This is a genomic window from Kitasatospora sp. NPDC088346, assembly GCF_044740765.1.
GTDB lineage: Bacteria > Actinomycetota > Actinomycetes > Streptomycetales > Streptomycetaceae > Kitasatospora.
The window spans coordinates 268,710-288,887 of sequence record NZ_JBIURH010000003.1 but is presented as its reverse complement, the minus strand read 5'-3'; the positions used below and the strand labels follow the sequence as shown (position 1 = coordinate 288,887).

Here is a 20,178-nt window from a genome sequence, read left to right as displayed (position 1 = left end):
TCGATCAAGCGGGTCGAGATTCTGGGGGTGTTGTCGGAGCGGTTCCCGAGTGAGACGCCGGTGGGTCCGGAGCAGTTGGGTGAGCTGCGGACGCTGGGGCAGATCGTCGACTTCATGAGCAGTGTGGTTCCCGGCGGGGCCGTGTCGGTCGTGCCCGCTGTTCGGGTGGTGGATGCGGGGGCGGTGTCGGCCGCGTTGTTGGAGGTGGTGGCGCAGAAGACCGGTTATCCGGTGGAGATGTTGGAGTTGGGGATGGATGTCGAGGCGGATCTCGGCATCGATTCGATCAAGCGGGTCGAGATTCTGGGGGTGTTGTCGGAGCGGTTCCCGAGTGAGACGCCGGTGGGTCCGGAGCAGTTGGGTGAGCTGCGGACGCTTGGACAGATCGTCGACTTCATTGCCGGCGTCTCGGGCGCCCCCGCCGCGGTGGGGGCGGAGCCGGACCGCGCCCGCGAGCAGGCCGCGCCCCCGGCCGCCGTACCCGCTGCGCCCGCCGCGCCGCCGCACCTGCCGGCGATCGGACGGGCGCAGGCCGCGCTGGTCGAACTGCCGTCCCCGGACGCCCTGGTGGGCGCGTACCCGGCCGGTGCCGGCGCGCTGCTGGTGGACGACGGCGGGGAGCTGACCCCGCTGCTGGCCGCCCGGTTGCTGGCGGGCGGCTGGGACGTCCGGGTGCTGCGGCTGCCGTCGGTGGCCCGGACGATCGACGGCACGGCGGGCTCCGGGCTGTCCGGCTGGGGCGTCACCGAGCTGACCGAGCGGATCGACGAGGTCCTGGAGCGTCCGGTCCGTCTGGTGGTGAACCTCGCGACCCGGCAGGACACCGACTGGGCGGACGGCGTGCGCAGGCTGTCGCACGCCCTGCTGGTGGCCAAACACCTGGTGGAGCCGCTGACCAAGGAGGCCGGCGGCGGGCGCGCCGGATTCCTGACGGTCACCCGGCTGGACGGGGCGTTCGGCCTGACCGGGGTGGCCGAGGAGCTCGTCCCGGCCGGCGGGTTCGGCGGGCTGGTCAAGACGCTGGCCGTCGAGGCGCCGGAGCTGTTCTGCCGCGCGGTGGACCTGGCCCCGGGCCTGGAGCCGCAGGCGGCCGCGGACCTGCTGATGGCGGAGATCGACGACGCCTCGGCCGAGCCGGTGCAGGTGGGCCACGACGGACGCCGCCGGGTGGCCCTGACGCTGGCGCAGTCGCCCACCGCGCTCGCCGCGGATCCGGCCGTCCCGGTGGCCGACGACCTCGGCCCGCAGGACCTGCTGGTGGTCACCGGCGGCGGGCGGGGCATCACGGCCCGCTGCGTGGTCGACCTGGCCGGCGCGTACCGGCCCGGCCTGCTGCTGCTCGGCCGTACGGCGCTCGGGGACGAGCCCGCCTGGGCCGTGGGGGTCGCCGGCGGAGCGGAGCTCAAGGCGGCCGCCGCCGCGCACCTGAGGGCGGCGGGGGAGAAGCCCACCCCGAAGCGGGTGGAGCAGCTGTACCGGGCGGTGGTCGGGGAGCGGGAGATTCGGCAGACCCTGGCCGAGCTGCGGGCGGCCGGCTCGACCGCCGAGTACCTGGCGGTGGACATCACCGACGCCACCGCGACGGCCCGGGCGCTGGCGCCGTACGCGGAACGGGTCACCGGTCTGGTGCACGGCGCGGGGGTGCTCGCCGACCAGCTGATCGCCCACAAGCGGGCCTCCGAGATCGAGCGGGTGTTCGCCCCGAAGCTCGGCGGGCTGCGGGCGGTGGTGGAGGCACTGCGGGCCGACCGGCTGCGGCACGTGCTGCTGTTCTCCTCGGTGGCCGGGTTCTTCGGCAACCAGGGCCAGTCGGACTACGCGATGGCCAACGAGGTGCTGAACGCCTGGGCGAGCTCCTTCAAGCGGCGGCACCCGCAGGCCCGGGTCTCCTCGCTCAACTGGGGCGCCTGGGACAGCGGGATGGTCTCGCCGCAGATCAAGGCGGTGTTCCAGGAGCGCGGCATCACGCTGATCCCGGAGCAGACCGGAACCGCGTTGTTCACCGGGCAGTTCGCCGCCCAGCACGGCCACGACACGGTGACCGTGCTCGGCCCGACCACCCCGCTGTCGGTGCGCAGGGCCGCGCCGCCCGCCGCCGCGGTGCTGGAACGGGCGACGGCCGGGCTGTCGGCCGAACCGATCGTGGCGGACCACCTGATCGGCGGGGTCCCGGTGCTGCCGGCGGCGGTCGCCCTCGGCTGGGCGATCGGTGCGGTCGAGCGGCTCAGCGGCGGCACGGTCCGGCAGGTGCGCGACTTCGCGGTGCACAAGGGGCTGGTGCTGGACGGCGGTGAGCCGGGCCGCCTGCAGCTGGCGGCGACGCCGGCGGGCGACCTGGCCACCACCGAGGTGGTGATCCGTTCGGTGGCGGCCGACGGCACGGTCCGGCCGCACTACGCCGCCGGTGTGGTGCTGGGCGCGGACCCGGCGTCCGAGCTCAACCACCCGACGGTGGCGGGGCTGCCGGCACCTGGGCGGGGCCGGGACGCCGGCGGGTTCTACACCGACGGCACGCTCTTCCACGGCCCGGCCCTGCAGGGGGTGCGCCGGGTGCTCTCCGAGGAGCAGGACCGGCTGGTGCTGGAGTGCTCGCTCACCGAGCCGCACCCGGCCGGCGGCGCGTACGCGGGACGGCTCTACCGGCCCGGCGCGGCGGACCTGATGCTCCAGGCCGGCCTGGTCTGGATGCGGCTGTTCCGGTCCACCGCGAGCCTGCCGCTCTCGGTCGCCCGGGCCGAGTTCCACCGGGCGCTGCCGGACCGTGGGACGTTCCTGGCGGTCGTCGAGCCCGGCGCCGTGAACGGGACCTCCGCCGCGCTGACGGTCACCGCGGTCGCCCCGGACGGCCGGGTGCTGGCCCGCCTGACCGGGGTCAGCCTGGTCTCCACCCCGCAGCTGGCCGCCAAGTTCGTCAGCAGCTGACGCACCCGACCCGGTCGGTCCGGCCGGCCGCCCAGCGCGGCCGGCCGGACCGACCACAGCCCGGAGGGACCCGGCTCCCATGAGCAAGTACGCCATCGTCGGACTTTCCTGCCTCTTCCCGGGTGCGGCCACCCCCGAGGAGTTCTGGCAGAACCTCAGCGCGGGCGCGGACAGCCGCACCGAGGGCGGCCCGGAGGTCTTCGGACCGCCCGCCGACCCCCGCGACCTCGACCCGCAGCACCCGATCACCTGCACCAGGGGCGGATTCGTCCGCGACTTCACCTTCGACCCGACCGGCTACCGGCTGGCGCCACAACGGCTGGCCCGGCTCGACCGGGTGTTCCACTGGTCGCTGTACGTCGCCCGCGAGGCGCTGCGCGACAGCGGCCACCTGGACCGCACCGAACTCCTCGGCCGGACCGGCCTGGTGCTGGGCAACTACTCCTTCCCGACGCCCGGTTCGGCCCGGATCAGCCTGCCGCTGGTGGAGCGGGCGGTTCGCGACGGACTGGTGGCCGGCGGGCTGACCGGGCTCGGCGACCCGCCCGCCGCGCCCGCGGCGGACCCGGCGGACGCCCGGGTCAGCGGCGCACCGGCGCGCGTCGTCGGCGCGGCGCTCGGACTCGGCGGCCCGCGGTACGCGCTGGACGCGGCCTGCTCCTCGGCGCTGTACGCGCTGAAGCTGGCCTGTGACCACCTGGCGGCCGGACAGGCGGACCTGGTGCTGGCGGGCGGTGTCTGTGCCCCGGACCCGACCCTGATCCACCTCAGCTTCTCCGACCTGCACGCCTACCCGGCGAACGGGTTCAGCCAGCCCTTCGACAGCCGCTCGGCGGGCATCCTCACCGGCCAGGGCGCCGGGATGTTCGCGGTCCGGCGGCTCGCCGACGCCCAGCGCGACGGCGACCGGATCCACGCCGTGATCGACGGCATCGGCCTGTCCAACGACGGCGCCGGCCGGCACCTGCTGGTCCCGAGCGAGGCCGGCCAGCACCGGGCGTACCAACTCGCCTACGCCGACGCGGGGGTGGCGCCGGACGGGATCGACTACCTGGAGTGCCACGCCACCGGTACCCCGATCGGGGACTCCACCGAGGCGGCCTCGGTCGCCGGGTTCTTCGGCCCGGCCGGCAAGGTGCCGCTGCTCGGCTCGGTGAAGGGCAACATCGGCCACCTGCTGACGGTGGCCGGGCTCAGCAGCATGCTCAAGGTGGTACTGGCCATGCGGCACGGCCACCTGCCGCCGACCATCGGGGTGACCGAGCCGGTGACCGGCCCGGACGGCCCGGTGGCCGGCGCCCTGGTCCGTACCGGGCAGCCGTGGCCGGCTCCGCCGGGGGAGCGCCGCGGCGCCGTCTCCGCGTTCGGGTTCGGCGGCACCAACGCGCACGTGGTGCTCTCCGACGCGTCCGCCGTCCCGGCACCGCAGCCGGCCGCCACCGCACCGCCCGCCCTGGACGTGGTCGGCGTCGGCGCGCACTTCGGCTCGTTCACCTCGGCCGCCGCCTACGAGCGTGCCGTCCACGACGGGCTCGACGCCTTCGGCCCGCTGCCCGAGCGCCGCTGGCGCGGTCTGGAGGAGAGCGGCGGCGCCCTGGCCGCCGCCGGGCTGACCCGCGAGTCGCTGCCGGCCGGCGCGTTCGTGGACACCGTCGGCCTCGATCCGGTCGACCACCGGATCCCGCCCGCCGACCTGCGCAACTACAACCTCCAGCACGCGCTGATGTCCCGGGTCGCCGACGAGGCGCTGGCCGACGCCGGCTTCAGCCGCACCGCCGCACCGGGCGCGGCCGCACCGGGAACGGCCGCGCCAGGCGAGGGTGGTGGCCCGGGGAGGGGCGGCCCGGCACCACGCCGGGTCGCCGTGGTGGTCGCGATGGAGATCGAGCCCAGCGCCCACCTGCACCTGGCCCGCCACGGCCTCGGCGGCCACCTGCGCGAGCTGTTCGACTCCGCGGGCCTGGAGCTGACCGACGCGCAGCGCGAGCGACTCACCGCACTGGCCCGCGAGGGCGTGCACGAGCCGATCGTCGCCAACGAGGTGCTCAGCTACATCGGCAACATCATGGCCAGCCGGATCTCCTCATTGTGGAACCTCACCGGCCCCTCCTTCACCATCTCCGCCGAGGCCGCCGGCACCGCCCAGGCCCTGGAACTGGCCCGGCTGCTGCTGCTGGACGAGACCGTCGAAGCCGTCCTGGTCGGCGCGGTGGACCTGGCCGGCTCGCCCGAGAGCCTGCTGCTGCGCATCGAGGGCGGCGACGGCCGGCCGGTCGGCGGACCCGGGCTGACCTACGGCGAGGGCAGCCAGGGCTGGCGGATCGGCGAGGGCGCCGGTGCGGTGGTGCTCACCCGGCCCGGCGAGGGCCCGCGCCCCGCGTACGCCCGGCTGGACGCGGTCGCCGTCCGGCACGCCGTCCCGGTCGACGGTGAGCTGCCCGAGGCCGACGCCGACGCGCTGGCCCGGGCCGCCGAGCAGGCGCTCGCCGAGGCGGGCATCGCGGCCGGCGACCTCGGCTACCTGGAACTGCACGCGGGCGGCACCGAGGCGCAGGACGCCGCCGAACTGGCCGCGCTCGCCCGGATCCACCCGGCCGGCGCCCCGGGCCCCGCACTCGGCAGCGCCAAGGCCCAGCTCGGCGACGCCCAGGGCGCGGCCGCCATGGCCGGCCTGTTGCGCGCGGTCTTCGGCCTGCACCACGGCTACCTGCCCGGCGTACCGGGCTGGCAGCGCCCGGCGGCGAACCGGGCCGCCGCGCTCGCCGCCACCGGCTGCTACCTGCCGGAATCCTCCCGCCCCTGGCTGCGCGCCCGGAGCGACGGGCGGCGGTACGCGGCCGTCTCCTTCATCGGCGGCGGCGGGGCGCACGGGCAGGTGGTGCTGTCCGCCGAGGGCACCCGCGGCCGGACCGAGGAACGCGACTGGCAGCGGGCCGGCGGGCCGGTCCTGCTGGCCCTCGGCGCCCCCGACCCGGCCGCCCTGGTGGCCGAGGTCGCCCGGCACCGCACCCTGCTGGCCGGCGGCGCCGACCCGTACCGGCTGGCCCGGGAGGCCGCCGGGCGGCTGACCCCCGGCACCCCCCGGGTGGTGCTGGTCGGCCGTGACGCGGACGAGCTGGCCCGCCAACTGGAGCTCGCCGCCCGGGACCTGCCCGTCGCCCAGGAGCGCGGCGAGGACTGGGCGACTCCGGCGGGCAGCTGCTACACCCCGCACCCGATCGGCCCCGAGGGCAAGGTCGCCCTGGTCTACCCGGGCGCCGTCAACTCCTACCCGGGCCTGGGCCGGGACCTGTTCCGGGCCTTTCCCGGCCTGCTGGAACGGTTCGAGGCCGAGGTGGCCGAACCGGACCGGACCTTCCGGACGGCGAGGCTCCACCCGCGCACCCAGGTCGCGCCCGGCCGCCGCGAGCTGATGGCCCTGGAGGCCGAACTCACCGACGACCTGCCGTTCATGCTCGCCACCGGCACGACCTTCGCCATCCTCAACACCGACCTGGTGCGCGACCTGCTGGGCGTGCCGGTGCACGGCGCCTTCGGCTACAGCCTGGGCGAGAGCAGCATGCTCTTCGCCACCGGCGGCTGGCGGCGCACCGCCCGCCGGGACGACCGGATCAGCGCCACCCCGCTGTTCAAGCACCGGCTCAACGGCCCGCGCGACACCGTCCGTGAGCTGTGGGACCTGCCGGCGGGCACCCCCGACGCCGAGGTCTGGGCCGGCCACGTGCTGCTCTGCGACCCCGCGACGGTCCGGGCCGCGCTCGTGGCGTACGACCGGGTGTTCCTCACCCACGTCAACACCCCCGGCGAGGTGGTGGTGGCCGGCGACCCGGCCCAGTGCCGCCGGCTGATCGCCGAGCTGGGCTGCCCGGCGGCGCGCTCGCCGGTCACCGGCGTCATGCACTGCCCGGTGGTGGACGGCGAGGTCGCGGCGCTGGCCGAGCTGAACAGTCACCCCACCGGTTCCACCGGTGGCCTCGACCTGCTCACCGCCTACGACTACGGCCCGGTCGAGGACTTCGACCAGCAGCGGATCGCCGACCGGATCGCCCACACGCTGCGCTCCACCATCGACTTCCCCCGCCTGGTCCGCACCGCGTACGACCGCGGGTTCCGCTACTTCGTCGAGGTCGGCCCGGGCGCCACCTGCACCCGCTGGGTGCGCGAGACGCTCGGTGCGGCGCCGCACGTCGCCGCCTCGGTCGACCGGCGGGGGGTGCCTGCCGCGCGGTCGGTCGCCCAGCTGGCCGCCCGGCTGATCGCGCACGGGGTGCCGCTGGACCTGGCCGGTCTGCTCGGTCCGGTGCCGGCCGGTGGCGCCCGGCCCGGCCGGGCCGCGTTCCCGGTCGGTGGCGGTCCGTCCGTCCCGGCCCGGATCGCCGCCGGGACGGCCGCCCTGCTGGCCGAGCCCGCCGAGGCGCCGGCCGCCCGGGCCGCCGCCGGGCAGCCCGCCACCGCGCTGCCCGCCACCGTGCTGCCCGCGGGCGTGCCGCCAGCGTTCGCGGCGCCGGTCCTGGCCGCCCTGGGTGCCGGGCCCGCGGGCCCCGGCACCCCCCGCCCGCTCCCGGCCGGCCCCGTCGCGGCCGGCCCTTCCGGACCAGCCGGTCCCGTCCCGCCGGAGGACCAGATGCCTGCCGACCCGAGCCTCGCCGACCCCGAGGTCATCACCTTCGACGGCGAGCCGATCGCCTTCCTGCCCTGGGCCGACGACCCGGTGCCCGGGCCGTTCGCCGGGCCGTCCGGGCAGCCCCCCGCGGGCCCGCCCGCCGGGTCGTCCGCGGCGCGCACCTCCCGCCCGGCCGCCCGGCCCGCCCGTTCGGGCCCGTCCCCCGCCGACACCGGCACCGGCCCCGGCACGGGCACCGATGCCGACGTGCACGCCGATCCCGCCCGGGACCTGGTGCGGGAGCTGCGCCGTCAGATGGTCGCCACCCACTCGGTGGTGATGGAGACCCAGCGGGTGCTCCAGGAGAACACCCTGGCCAGGACGGAGGCTCTGCTCGCCGCCCCCGCCGTGCCCACGACCCTGCCGCCGGCCCCGGCGCCCGAGCCGATCGCCTTCACCCCGCGGGCCGAGCTGCCCGCCGCCCCGACCCCCGTGCCGGCTCAGGAGCCCGAACCGGAGGCGGCCGGGACCCCCGGCGTGATCTGGGACGAGGCCGACCTGCTGGAGTTCGCCACCGGCTCGCTGGCGGCCGTCTTCGGCCCGGCCTTCGCCGAGATCGACGGCTACGGCAAGCGGGTGCGGCTGCCCGCGCCGCCGTACCACTTCGTCACCCGGGTGACGGACCTGAAGGCGGAGACCGGCGTCTACCGGCCCTCCTTCATCCGCACCGAGTACGACGTGCCGGCGGACGCCTGGTACACCGTCGACGGCGGGGTGCCGCCGGCGGTCGCGATCGAGGCCGGGCAGTGCGACCTGCTGCTGATCAGCTACCTCGGCATCGACTTCCGCAACAAGGGCGAACGGGTCTACCGGCTGCTGGACTCCACCCTGGTTTTCCACGGCGACCTGCCGAGGGCCGGGCAGACCCTGCGGTACGACATCTCGATCAACCGGTTCGTCACCCAGGGCGACACCACGCTCTTCTTCTTCAGCTACCTCTGCTACGCCGACGGGGAGTTGATCCTGGAGCTGAAGGACGCCTCGGCCGGCTTCTTCACCCAGGCCGAGCTGGACACCCCGCTCGGCGTGGTGATCACCGAGAAGGAGCGGGCCGCCCGGGCCGCGCTGCCCCGGGGATGGTTCAAGCCGCTCGCCCGGACGGACCACGACCACCTCACCGCCGCCGACCTGGAGCTGCTCGCCCAGGGCCGGCCCGGCGAGGTGTTCGGCCCCGAGCACGCCCAGGACGAGGGCCTCAACCCCGCCCTGCGGCTGCCCGACGCCCGGCTGCGGATGATCGACGACCTGCGGATCGACCGCACCGGTGGCCCGCGCGGCCTCGGCGCCCTCACCGCGTACAAGCAACTCCAGCCCGACGCCTGGTACTTCGAGTGCCACTTCCCGGACGACCCGGTGCTGGCCGGCTCGATGGTCGCCGAGGGCGCGGTCCAGGCGCTGCAGGCGTACCTGCTGCACCAGGGCATGCACCTGGTGCTGCCGGACGCCCGCTTCCAGACCATCGTCGGCCTGCAGACCGAGGTCCAGGTGCGCGGCCAGATCACCCCGGAGCACCGGGAGATCCGGTACGAGATCGAGGTGATGGAGCTGACCCTGCTCCCGCGCCCGTCGGTGGTGGCCGACATCCTGGTGTACCTGGGCGACAAGCCTGTGATCCGGATGCGCAACTTCGGGATCCAGATCCGCGAGAAGGAGGGCACCCCCTACCGGCCCGAACGCGGCGGCGTCCCGGCCTTCCTGGGGCGCCGCAACCGCTCCGGCGAGCCCGCGATGATCAACGAACTGCACCTGGCGCACGCCGCCAAGGGCGATCTCGGCACCGCCATGGGCCCGGAGTTCGACGTCTACCGGGACAGCCGCGCGCCGTACATCCCCAACGGCGACTTCCAGTTCGTCGACCGGATCATGTCCCTCACCGGCACCCGCGGCGAGCTCGGCCCGGGCTCGGAGATGGTCACCGAGTACGACTCCCCGGACGACGCCTGGTACTACACCCAGAACTCCCACCCGCACCTGCCCAACGCCGTCCTCATGGAGACCTCGCTGCAGGCCGCCATCCTGCTCGGCTACTACCTCGGCGCCACCCTGAAGCAGCCGCGGACCGAGTACGCGATCCGCAACCTGGACGGCCGGGCCACCCTGGTCAGGGACGTCGACCTGCGCGGCAAGACCGTCCGCCACCACTCCAGACTGCTGATGACCAGCGCCGTGCAGGGCGCCGTGCTGCAGAACTTCAGCTACGAACTCTCCGCCGACGGCGAGGTGTTCTACACCGGCGAGTCGCTCTTCGGGTACTTCAGCGAGGCCGCGCTGGCCAACCAGGCCGGCCTGGACGCCGGGACGTACGTCGCGCCGTGGATCGAGCAGGAGCGGCCGGACCCGGCGCGGGTCCGCCGGATCGAGCTCACCGGGGACGCACCCGCCTTCACCGACCCGTCCGGCGGCCGGCTGCACCTGCCCGGCGGACACTTCCACCTGGTCGACCGGGTGGACCTGGTCGCCGACGGCGGCCGGCACGGGCTCGGCTACCTGCACGGCCACCGGGAGGTCCGCCCCGACGAGTGGTACTTCGACTGCCACTTCCACCGCGACCCGGTGATGCCCGGCTCGCTCGGCGTCGAGGCGGTGCTCCAGGCGCTGCGGTTGTTCGTGCTGGAGCAGGGCCTGGCGGAGGGCGTCGAACGGCCGCGCTTCGGGCTCGCCACCGGCGTCGAGACGGGCTGGAAGTACCGCGGCCAGATCCTGCGCCACGACCGCGAGCTGCGCTTCGACGTGCACGTCCGGGAGATCCGCCGCGAGGGCGGCCGGGTGGTGGTGATCGCGGACGCCGACCTGTGGAAGCCCGGCCTGCGCATCTACGAGCTCACCGGCGTCGCGATCGAGGTCCTTCCGGCCACCGACTGACCACCCCCGCCTGAGGAGACCGAACCGACATGAACCGCCCGCAGACACCGCTGCTCTGGCAGGGGGAGCAGTACCCGAGCACCGACCCGGCCGGGGTCTACCACGCCCTGGCCGACCTCGAACGGCCCTGTTTCGTGGTCCGCACCCCGCGCGGCATCGGCGCCGCCGCCACCGGGCGGGCCGTGCCCGCCGGGGCACCCGGCGGCCTGCCGCTGCTGGCCGCGGTCGCCCCGCTGCCGCCGCACCGGCTCGGCTCGGCGGCGTTCCTGGCCGCGCACGGGGTCCGCCAGCCGTACCTGGCCGGGGCGATGGCCGGCGGGATCGCCTCCGCCGACCTGGTCGTCGCCCTCGCCCGGGAGGGCTTCCTGGCCTCCTTCGGCGCGGCCGGCCTGCTGCCGGAGAGCATCGAGAAGGCACTGGCCCGGTTCGCCGCCGAGATCCCCGGCCTGCCGTACGCGGTGAACCTGATCCACAGCCCCAGCGAGGAGCGGCTGGAACGCGAGGCCGTCGAGCTGTTCCTACGGCACGGCGTGCGCTGCGTGGAGGCGTCCGCCTTCATGGCGCTCAGCCCGCACATCGTCCGCTACCGGCTGGCCGGCCTGCGGCAGGGCCCGGACGGGCAGGTGGTCGCCGAGCACCGGGTGATCGCCAAGATCTCCCGGACCGAGACCGCCGAACGCTTCATGCGCCCGGCGCCCGCCGCGACCGTCAGCGCGCTGCTGGCCCAGGGCCTGATCAGCCCGCTCCAGGCCGAGCTGGCCAGGTACGTGCCGATGGCCGACGACATCACCGTGGAGGCCGACTCCGGCGGTCACACCGACCGCCGGCCGCTGCCCGCGCTGCTGCCCAGCATCCTGCGGCTGCGCGACAGCGTGCAGCGCGAGCACCGCTACCCCGCGCCGATCCGGGTCGGCGCGGCCGGCGGCCTGGGCACCCCGGTCGCGGTGGCCGCGGCCTTCGCGATGGGCGCCGCCTACGTGGTGACCGGCTCGGTCAACCAGTCCTGCGTCGAGTCGGGCGCCTCCAAGGCGACCAAGGCCCTGCTGGCGGAGGCGGGCATCGCCGACTGCGAGATGGCCCCGGCGGCCGACATGTTCGAACTGGGCGTGGAGCTCCAGGTGCTCAAGAAGGGCACGCTGTTCCCGATGCGGGCCAAGAAGCTCTACGAGCTCTACCAGGCCCACGACGGACTGGAGGCGCTGCCCGAGGGCGAACGGGCCCGGCTGGAGGCCCAGGTCTTCCGCCGGCCGCTGGAGGACGTCTGGCAGGAGTGCGTCGGCTACTTCCGCCGCCGCGACCCCGAGCAGCTGGCCCGCGCGCAGGACAGCCCGAAACGGCGGATGGCACTGGTCTTCCGCTGGTACCTGGGGATGTCCTCGCGGTGGGCCACGGTCGGCGACCCCGACCGGACCCTGGACTACCAGATCTGGTGCGGCCCGGCGATGGGCAGCTTCAACGACTGGGTCACCGCCAGCTACCTCAAGGCCCCGGGCAACCGCCGGGTCGCCGACGTCGCCCACCACCTGATGCGCGGCGCCGCCTTCCACACCCGGGTGGCCGCCCTGCGCACGGCCGGCGTGCAGCTGCCGGCCGCCGTCGCCGACTACCGCCCGGTGCCGCTGGAGTCGCCGGTGGCCGCCCTCGGCGGTGCGCTGTGATCGGGCGGCTCGGCGCGAAGGCGGCGGAGCTGGAACTCCTGCTGGGCGACCCCGGCGACCCGTACGGCCCGTACGGCTTCGCCGCCGCGGTCCGCCGGGACGAGCGGGACGAGTTCCCCGACGAGCTCGCCGGGGTGCTGCGCGAGGCGGGGTTCCACCTGGACCACCTGCCGGCCGAGTGGGGCGGCGGCTTCGAGTCCTTCGACCGCAGCCTGCTGCTGGTCCGCGCGGCGGCCCGCCGGGACCTCAACGTCATGCCCGCCACCATGTTCTCGATCACCGCCGCCACCTGCGTACGGCTGCACGGCTCGCCCGAGCAGCAGCACCGGGTCGCCGAACTGCTGCGCCGCGGCGGCTCGGTGGGCTTCGCCCTGTCCGAGCAGGAGCACGGCAGCGACCTGCTCGCCAACACCGCCCGGCTGGAGCCGGAGGGCGAGGGCTGGCGGCTCAGCGGCGAGAAGTGGATGGTCGGCCTCGGACAGCGCTGCGAGGCGCTCTACCTGGTCGCCCGCACCGGCGAGCGCGGGCCGGGGGCGTTCACCGCCGTCCTGCTCGACCTCACCCGGGCGGCCGGGCGGCTGGACCGCGGCGGGCCGGTACCCGCCTCCGGCATGCGGGGCATCGACTTCGCGCACCCGCGGTTCGACCGGCTGCCGGTCGGCCGCGACCAGCTGGTCGGCCGCCCGGGTGAGGCCCTGGAGGTCGCGGTCAAGGCCCAGCAGGTGGTGCGGCTGATGAGCACCGCCGGCAGCCTGGGCTGCGCCGACACCGCCCTGCGGCTCACCCTGGACTTCGCCGCCGAGCGCCGCGTAGGCCGGACGACCCTGCTGGAAACCCCTTACCAGCGGCGGGAGCTGGCGATCGCGTCGGCCGCCCTGCTGGCCGCCGACGCGGTCGCGCTGGCCGCCGCCCGGGGCATCCACGTGGCACCGGAACAGTTCAGCGTCTGGGGCTGCGCGGCCAAGCACGTGGTCGCCGAGGCGGTCGAGGACGCGATCGCCCGCTGCGGCGCGACCCTCGCCACCCGGTCCGTGCTGCGCACCGAGGGCCCGGGCGGCGGGGTGTTCCAGAAGCTCCAGCGGGACGCCGCCCTGGTCCGGGTGGTCGACACCAGCGCCCTGGCCAACCTGCGCTCCTTCTCCGGACAGCTGCCCGCACTCGCCGCGGCCGCCGCGCGCGGCGCCGGGGACGGGACGGCCACCAGGACCGTCTTCGCCCTGGACGAGCCGCTGCCGCCGTACGACCCCGCCCGGCTCGACCTCAACGCCCGCGGGCGCGACCTGCCCACCGGCACCCTGGCCGCGGTGGCGCGGCCGGCCGCCCGGGCCCTCGCCGAGGCCGGCGCGCCGGCCGTCGCGGAGCTGGCGGACCGCCTCCTCGCCGCCGTCCTGGCGCTGCCCGGCGAGAGCGCGGCGGCCGGCACCGGCACCGGCCCGGTCGACCTGGCGGAACGCTTCGCCTGGCTGCACGCCGCCGCCTGCTGCCTCCACCTGTGGTGGGCCGGCCGGCACCTGCCGCTGTACGGGCAGAAGCCCGGCTCCGCCGGCTGGCTCGGCGCCTGCCTCGGCTACCTGCTGGCCCGCGCCGACCAGCGGCCCGCCCGGGCCGACGCCGCGCACCTGCTGCCCGCCCTCGACGTCCTGCTCGACCTGCGGACCGAACACCGGCTGTTCTCCGCAGCCCCCGTACCCCTCGCCCGGCCGGTGGTGTGACCGGTGGGGCGTCCCGCGACAGGAGGACCGGTGAACAGCTCAGACCTGCCCAGACTCGCCGCCGAGCTGGAGGAGTACCTGGGGGACCCGCACGACCCGGCCAGCCGGATGCCGTACGAACGGATCCTCGACCACGACGAGCGCGAGGAGTACCCGTACGCCTTCGTCAACCTGCTCCAGCGCTGGGGCGTGCACGAGTACAACATCCCCGAGGCCCAGGGCGGGCTGGCCGGCAACGTGGAGACCGGCTTCAACCTGCTGCGGCTGATCGCCCGCCGCGACCCGACCACCGCCACCGCGCTGATCATCACCAGCCTGGCCTTCCTGCCCGCCTGGATCGCCGGCACGGACGAGCAGAAGCAGTACCTGAGCGACGCCATGAAGCGGGGCAGCCGGTACGCCTGGGGACTGTCCGAACGCAGCCACGGCAGCGACGTGCTCAGCAACGAGCTCGCCGCCGAGAAGGTCCCCGGCGGCTACCTGCTGACCGGTGAGAAGTGGCTGATCGGCAACGCCAGGGTCGCCGACGGGCTGGCCGTGTTCGCCCGGACCAGGGCGAGCGGAGGCCCGGCGGGCTACTCCATCTTCCTGCTGGAGAAGCGCCGCACCCCGGCCGGCGCGGTCGAGGAGCTCCCGAACGAACGGCTGCACGGCCTGCGGGCCCTGGACATGAGCGGGATCCGGCTGGACGGGGTCTTCGTCCCCGACTCGGCCCGGCTCGGCGCCGAGGGCGCCGGCCTGGAGATCGCCCTGCAGACCTCCCAGGTGGCCCGCACCCTGATCGGCTCGATCGCCCTCTCCGCCGTCGACACGGCCCTGCGGATCACCCTGGACTTCACCGAGCGCCGGGTGATCTTCGGCCGGGCGGTCAGCGACATCCCGTACTCCCGGCGGCAGCTGGCCGAGTGCTTCGCCGACCTGATGATCGCCGACGCGGTCAGCCTGGGTGCCGTCCGCAGCCTCCAGCTGGTGCCCGAACAGGCCAGCGTCTGGTCGTCGGTGGTGAAGTACTTCGTGCCGACGCTGCTGGAGACCACCATGTCCCGGCTCAACGTGGTGCTCGGCGCCCGCTTCTACCTGCGCGCCGAGCCGCACTACGGGATCCACCAGAAGATGCTCCGCGACATGCTGGTCGCCAACTTCGCCGACGGCAACACCGTGGTCAACCTCAAGAACCTCGCCCTCCAGCTGGACGGCCTGCTGGCCGCCGCCACCGGCCCGGCCGGCGAGGCGCGGGCCGCCGCCGAGCAGCGGGTCGCCACGCTCTACGGCCTCGACCGCGACCTGCCGCTCTACCGGCCCTGGGACCAGGAGCTGTTCAGCCGCGGCCGGGACGACGCCCTGCTCGCCGCCCCCGCCGCCCTGCGCGCGCTCGGCGAGCACGCCGCGGCCGCCAAGGGCGACGACCGGGAGTGGCTGACCCGGGCCGCGGACGTCGCCGCGGAACTGCTCGGCTCGGCCGCCGCCCTGCGCGACCGCTCGGCCGCCCTGCGGGCCGAACTCGGCCGCGAGTACGGCCAGTCCGCCGAACTCTTCGACCTGGCCAAGCAGTACTGCCTGCTGCACGCGGTCGCCGCCTGCCTGCACACCTACCTGCGGGCCGCCGCCGCCACGCCCGCCGACCCGCTGCCCAGCGCCGCCCTGCTGCTGCTCCAACTGGAACGTCTGCGCAAGCAGTTGCACCCGCACGAGGCGGTCACCGACAGCCGGGCGGTGGACGAGGTGATGGCGGTGCTGCGCCGCCTGCACCAGGAGAACCGCCTCTTCTCGCACTGGCAGTTCCGGCTCGCCGAGCGCGGGGACCTCAGCCTCGCCGAGATCTGATCCGGACCGGGAAGGACCCGCGACGTGCCGAGACGCACCACCGCCGACCCGTCCGCCACCCGCCTGCTGCCCTGCCCGGGCTGCCGGGCCGCGACGCCCGAGGACCGGCTCGACCGCGACCTCAAGCTCTGCCCCGCCTGCCGGCAGGAGCTCCGCCGGGAGACCTGCGCCTGGCTCCAGCGGCTGGCCGGCCTCGCCGTCCTCGGCCCGGTCCTGGAGACCGGCGCCCGCACCGACACCCCCAACGCCCCAGCCAGCTAAGGACGTCCCATGTCTGCACCGCTGTCAGCACCGGCCAAGCCCCGGGTCGCGATCATCGGCGCCGGAGTCTCCGGCCTCTCCGCCGCGTACCGGCTGCGCCACCACGCCGAGCTCACCGTCTTCGAACAGGACGACCGCGCGGGCGGCCACGCCCACACCATCGAGGTCCAGGACGCCGGCCGGACCCTGGGCATCGACACCGCGTTCGTCATCTTCAACCGGCCCAGCTACCCCAACCTCACCCGGTTCTTCGACGAGCTGGAGGTGCCGTTCCGGGAGCACCGGGGCGGCTTCAACTTCTTCGATCTCGACACCGGCCTCCAGTTCGGCACCGAGGAGATGGTCCTGCCGGAGGAGGAGGTGGCCGGCCGCTACCCGGAGGAGTTCCGCACCATCCGGCGCGAGGCTCGGCGCTTCCACGAGGAGGGCCGCAGGGACTTCCTGCGCAAGCGCACCGACCTGCCGCTCGGCGAGTACCTCGACCGCGGCGGCTACAGCCAGGAGTTCCGGCACGGGTACGTGATCCTGCTCTGCACCGCCGTGTGGTCGGTGCCGGCCGAGCTGATCTGGGAGATGCCGGCCACCACGGTGATCGCCTTCTTCATGGCCCACGACGAGGGCGGCCTCGGCGGCGCGCGGGTGGACTGGCGGACCGTCGGCGGCGGTTCGATCAGCTACGTCCGGCGGGCGCTGGCGGCCGTCGACCCCAAACTGCGGCTCGGCGAGCGGGTCACCGGCGTCCGGGAGGCCGCGGACGGCGTCGAGGTGACCACCGCCGCCGGCACCGAGCGCTTCGACCACGCCGTGCTCGCCGTCCACGGCGACCAGGCCCGGGCGCTGCTCACCGACCCGACCGAGCTGCAGCGGCGGACCCTGGCGAAGATCCGCTACAACCCCTCCCGGGTCGTCCTGCACACCGACGCCTCGGTGATGCCCGAGGACCGCTCGCGCTGGGAGAACTGGAACTACGGCAAGGTCGTGGTGGACGGCGCGGTCCGCCCCTACGTCGTCTACTACATGAACCGGCTGCACGGCTTCGAGTCCGAGCACGACTACTTCGTGACCCTGGACTACCCGCGGCCGATCCGCGAGGACCTGGTGATCAGGGAGCTGCACTACGAGCACCCGGTCATCGACATGGACCTGCGCACCCTGCAGAGCACCATCTACCGGGTCAACGACGGCACCCGGGTGAAGCTGGCGGGCTCCTACTTCCACTCCAAGCAGCTGCACCACGACCAGATCGGGTCGCACGAGGCGGCGTTCTCCTCCGGGCTGGAGGCGGCGGAGCAACTGCTGCGGGAGCTCGGGGCCTGAGGCGCTCCGGCGGGGCGGTCCGCGGCGGTCGCGGACGGGGGCGGGGTCGGCCGAGCGGGCCGGGCCCGCCCCGGCGTTTCCGCACTGGCCATCGGGCAGTGCCACTCCCTATAATGGATAGCGCTAGGTTCCACTATCGACTCGGGCGAGCGCATCCTCCGCTGCGCGCCGGGCCGGCGACCGACGAGGAAGGCCGATCTCGATGCCCACGCTCCCCTGGACCACCCCGAACCCGGCCCGCCCGCAGACCCGGGCCCTGGTGATGGCCTCGCGCCTACAGGTCGCCTCGTTCAAGGACGTGCCGCGCTTCTTCCTCAAGTCCCTCGCGGTCTGGCAGCAGGTCCGCAAGGCCCCCGGCGCCCTCGGCGCCTCGCTCATTGCCCAGCCGCTGCGCCGGACCTTCTGGACGCTCTCCGCCTGGGAGTCCCGCGAGGGCCTGAACACCTACGTCCGGACCGAGCCGCACTACTCCACGATGACCTCGCTCCGGTCGACCATGAACGGCTCCACCTTCGTCTTCTGGGAGGTGCCGACCGAGCAGCTCCCGATCACCTGGGCCGACGCCAAGCAGCGGGTGGCCGACCAGCGGCGCGCGGACGAGGCCGCCGCCGACGAGGCGTCCCGGCGTCCCGGCGCCTGAGCGTCCCCGGCGCCGCGAACACCACCGGCGCCACGAGCACCAACCAGCGCCACCCGGCGCCACGAGCACCCCGGCACCCCCGCGTCCGCACACCTCGCACTCCCGAAGGAGAAGAGTCATGGCTTCGCCCGATCTCACGGCGGCCGGCTCGCCGAGCCCCGCCGCCCAGGGGCCGAAGGTCCCGCTCTGGCTGTCGATCGTCGCGTGCAGCGTGCCGATGTTCATGGTGGCGCTGGACAACCTGGTCGTCTCCACCGCCCTGCGCACCCTGGCCGTCGACCTCAAGGCCGACACCAAGGACCTTCAGTGGTTCGTCAACGCCTATGTGCTGAGCTTCTCCTGCCTGCTGCTGATCGGCGCCGCCCTCGGCGACCGGTTCGGCCGCCGGAAGGTCTTCGCCATCGGCATCGCGATCTTCACCCTGTCCTCGATCGCCTGCGGCCTGGCCGGCACCAGCGGTGAGCTGATCACCGCCCGCACGGTCCAGGGCTTCGGCGCCGCCGCCGTCATGCCGCTCTCGCTGACGCTGCTCTCGCAGGCCGTCCCCGAGAAGATGCGCAGCCTGGCGCTCGGCCTGTGGGGCGCGGTCAGCGGCCTGGCGATCGCGCTCGGCCCGGTGGTCGGCGGCGCGGTGGTCGACGGCCTGGCCTGGGAGTGGATCTTCTGGATCAACGTCCCGGTCGGCATCGTCGCGATCCCGCTGGTCTTCAAGGTGCTGCGGGAGAGCAAGGGTGAGCGGGCCGGTCTCGACCTGGTCGGCATGCTGCTGGCCGCGGCCGGCCTGCTCGCCGTGGTCTGGGGCATCGTCAACGGCAGCACCGACGGCTGGACCTCGACCAGGATCGTCTCCGCCTTCGTGGCCGGCGGCGTCCTGCTGATCGCCTTCGTGCTCTGGGAGCGCCGCCAGACCCACCCGCTGCTCCCGCTCTCCTTCTACCGGATCCGGGCCTTCACGCTGACCAACATCGTCTCGGCGACGATGTACTTCGGGGTCTTCGGCTCGATCTTCTTCCTCTCCCAGTACCTCCAGATCGCCCCGTACCGGACGCCGCTGCACGCCGGTGTGCTGACCCTGGCCTGGACGCTGATGCCGATGTTCATCGCCCCGGTCGCGGGGGCGCTCACCGACCGGGTGGGCGGCGGGCGGCTGATGGCGCTCGGGCTCTTCCTCCAGGCCGGCGGTCTGGCCTGGATCAACCTGGCGGCCACCGCCGACACCCCGTACTCGCACCTGGTCGGCGCGATGCTGGTGGCCGGTGCGGGCATGGGCTTCGCCATCGCGCCCACCGCGGCGGTGGTGCTCGGCGCGGTCGGCCCGGAGCACCGGGGCAAGGCCTCCGGCGCCAACACCACCGTCCGGGAGATCGGCGGCGCCTTCGGCATCGCGGTGCTGAGCAGCGTCTTCCTGGCGCACGGCAGTGAGCGGAGCCCGGCGGAGTTCGTGGACGGGCTGCACCCGGCGGTCTGGGTGGGTGTCGCCGTCGTCCTGTTCGGCGGCGTGTGCGCGCTGTTCATCCCGCGCCCGCCCCGGCCGGTCGAGCAGTCCGAGCCGAGCCGCCCGGCCGACGAGCCGGCGCCGGCCGGCGTCTGACGCCGCCCCGGCGGCCCCGAGCGGCCCGCGGCCCTCCACCGGGAGGGCCGCGGGCCGTTTCAGCGGCGGACGGGGGCGGTCTCGAAGGCCCGGTGCGAGGCGTCGGCCTGGGCGAGCCGGCGCATCGCGCCGATCAGGGCGTCGCCGAGCACGGTGCCCAGCACCGCCCCCTCGACCTTGCTGTCGACGCCCTCGCGGTGCCCGATCGCGGCCAGCTCGGCCGCCGCCAGCCGCTCGGCGACGCCCGCGTAGTCGTCCAGGATGTCCAGCAGGTCGTCCTGCCCGAGGTCGCGGAAGGTCATCACCAGCTGGGCGAGCGCCTGCCGGGCCGGGTTGGTCTCCTTGACCACCCAGCCGCGCCGCGCCACCAGGTCCGCCACGGCCTGCTCGGCGGGGGCCCAGGCGGCCGGGTCGGTGACGGTGACCTGCGGGGTGACGGCGGCCTGGGCGATGCCGAGCACCTCGTGCAGGCTGCTGTCGGGCGCGTCGATCGCGCCGAGCACCTCCCGGGTGGCGGCCACCGAGAGCTTGCCGACCTCGACCATCGCGCGGACCAGCTTCAGCCGGTGGACGTGCGGCTCGCCGTACTGGGCCTGGTTCGGCCCGGTGCGCCGCCCGCCGGGGATCAGGCCCTCCCGCACGTAGTACTTGATGGTCGGCACCGGTACGCCGGCCCGCCTGCTCAACTCCCCGATGCGCATCGCGTCCCCGCTCCCGAAGCCGTCGGG

General features: G+C 74.9%; 10 protein-coding genes. 9 read left to right on the top strand and 1 reads right to left on the bottom strand.

Going from position 1 to position 20,178, the window contains the following annotated elements; translation table 11 throughout:
• From ACIOFR_RS07205 to ACIOFR_RS07165, 9 genes are all read left to right on the top strand, one after another.
• Window positions 1–2,922 (top strand): SDR family NAD(P)-dependent oxidoreductase (locus tag ACIOFR_RS07205; protein WP_400993100.1); only part of this gene is annotated, 2,922 nt, incomplete at its 5' end.
• Window positions 2,923–3,001: 79 nt separating this feature from the next.
• Window positions 3,002–10,447 carry a beta-ketoacyl synthase N-terminal-like domain-containing protein gene (locus ACIOFR_RS07200; RefSeq protein WP_400993099.1) on the top strand — a complete coding sequence of 2,482 codons (7,446 nt, stop codon included), beginning with the start codon at window positions 3,002–3,004 and terminating at the stop codon, window positions 10,445–10,447.
• Window positions 10,448–10,476: 29 nt separating this feature from the next.
• Window positions 10,477–12,105, top strand: coding sequence for a PfaD family polyunsaturated fatty acid/polyketide biosynthesis protein (locus ACIOFR_RS07195; protein WP_400993098.1), 1,629 nt, complete (start codon window positions 10,477–10,479; stop codon window positions 12,103–12,105).
• The gene (locus ACIOFR_RS07190; protein WP_400993097.1) at window positions 12,102–13,817 is read left to right on the top strand and encodes an acyl-CoA dehydrogenase family protein; all 1,716 of its coding nucleotides are present in this window, start codon (window positions 12,102–12,104) and stop codon (window positions 13,815–13,817) included. The genes ACIOFR_RS07195 and ACIOFR_RS07190 overlap by 4 nt, the downstream gene beginning before the upstream one ends.
• A 30-nt stretch (window positions 13,818–13,847) precedes the next feature.
• Window positions 13,848–15,641 (top strand): acyl-CoA dehydrogenase family protein, encoded by a 1,794-nt coding sequence (locus ACIOFR_RS07185; RefSeq protein WP_400993095.1) that lies wholly within the window; start codon window positions 13,848–13,850, stop codon window positions 15,639–15,641.
• Window positions 15,642–15,665: 24 nt separating this feature from the next.
• Window positions 15,666–15,902, top strand: coding sequence for a hypothetical protein (locus ACIOFR_RS07180; protein ID WP_400993094.1), 237 nt, complete (start codon window positions 15,666–15,668; stop codon window positions 15,900–15,902).
• A 9-nt stretch (window positions 15,903–15,911) separates the two neighbouring features.
• Window positions 15,912–17,219 carry an NAD(P)/FAD-dependent oxidoreductase gene (locus ACIOFR_RS07175; RefSeq protein WP_400993092.1) on the top strand — a complete coding sequence of 436 codons (1,308 nt, stop codon included), beginning with the start codon at window positions 15,912–15,914 and terminating at the stop codon, window positions 17,217–17,219.
• Between the two features lie 202 nt (window positions 17,220–17,421).
• Window positions 17,422–17,859: a DUF3291 domain-containing protein gene (locus tag ACIOFR_RS07170; protein WP_400993091.1), complete on the top strand. Its 438-nt coding sequence runs from the start codon at window positions 17,422–17,424 to the stop codon at window positions 17,857–17,859.
• A 118-nt stretch (window positions 17,860–17,977) separates the two neighbouring features.
• Entirely contained in the window at window positions 17,978–19,450 is a 1,473-nt protein-coding gene (locus tag ACIOFR_RS07165) for an MFS transporter (protein WP_400993090.1), read from the top strand.
• Window positions 19,451–19,509: 59 nt separating this feature from the next.
• Here the strand turns inward: ACIOFR_RS07165 and ACIOFR_RS07160 are convergent, their stop codons facing one another.
• Complete coding sequence (locus tag ACIOFR_RS07160; protein WP_400993089.1) at window positions 19,510–20,151, bottom strand: MerR family transcriptional regulator; 642 nt, start codon at window positions 20,149–20,151, stop codon at window positions 19,510–19,512.
• Window positions 20,152–20,178 lie beyond the last annotated feature (27 nt).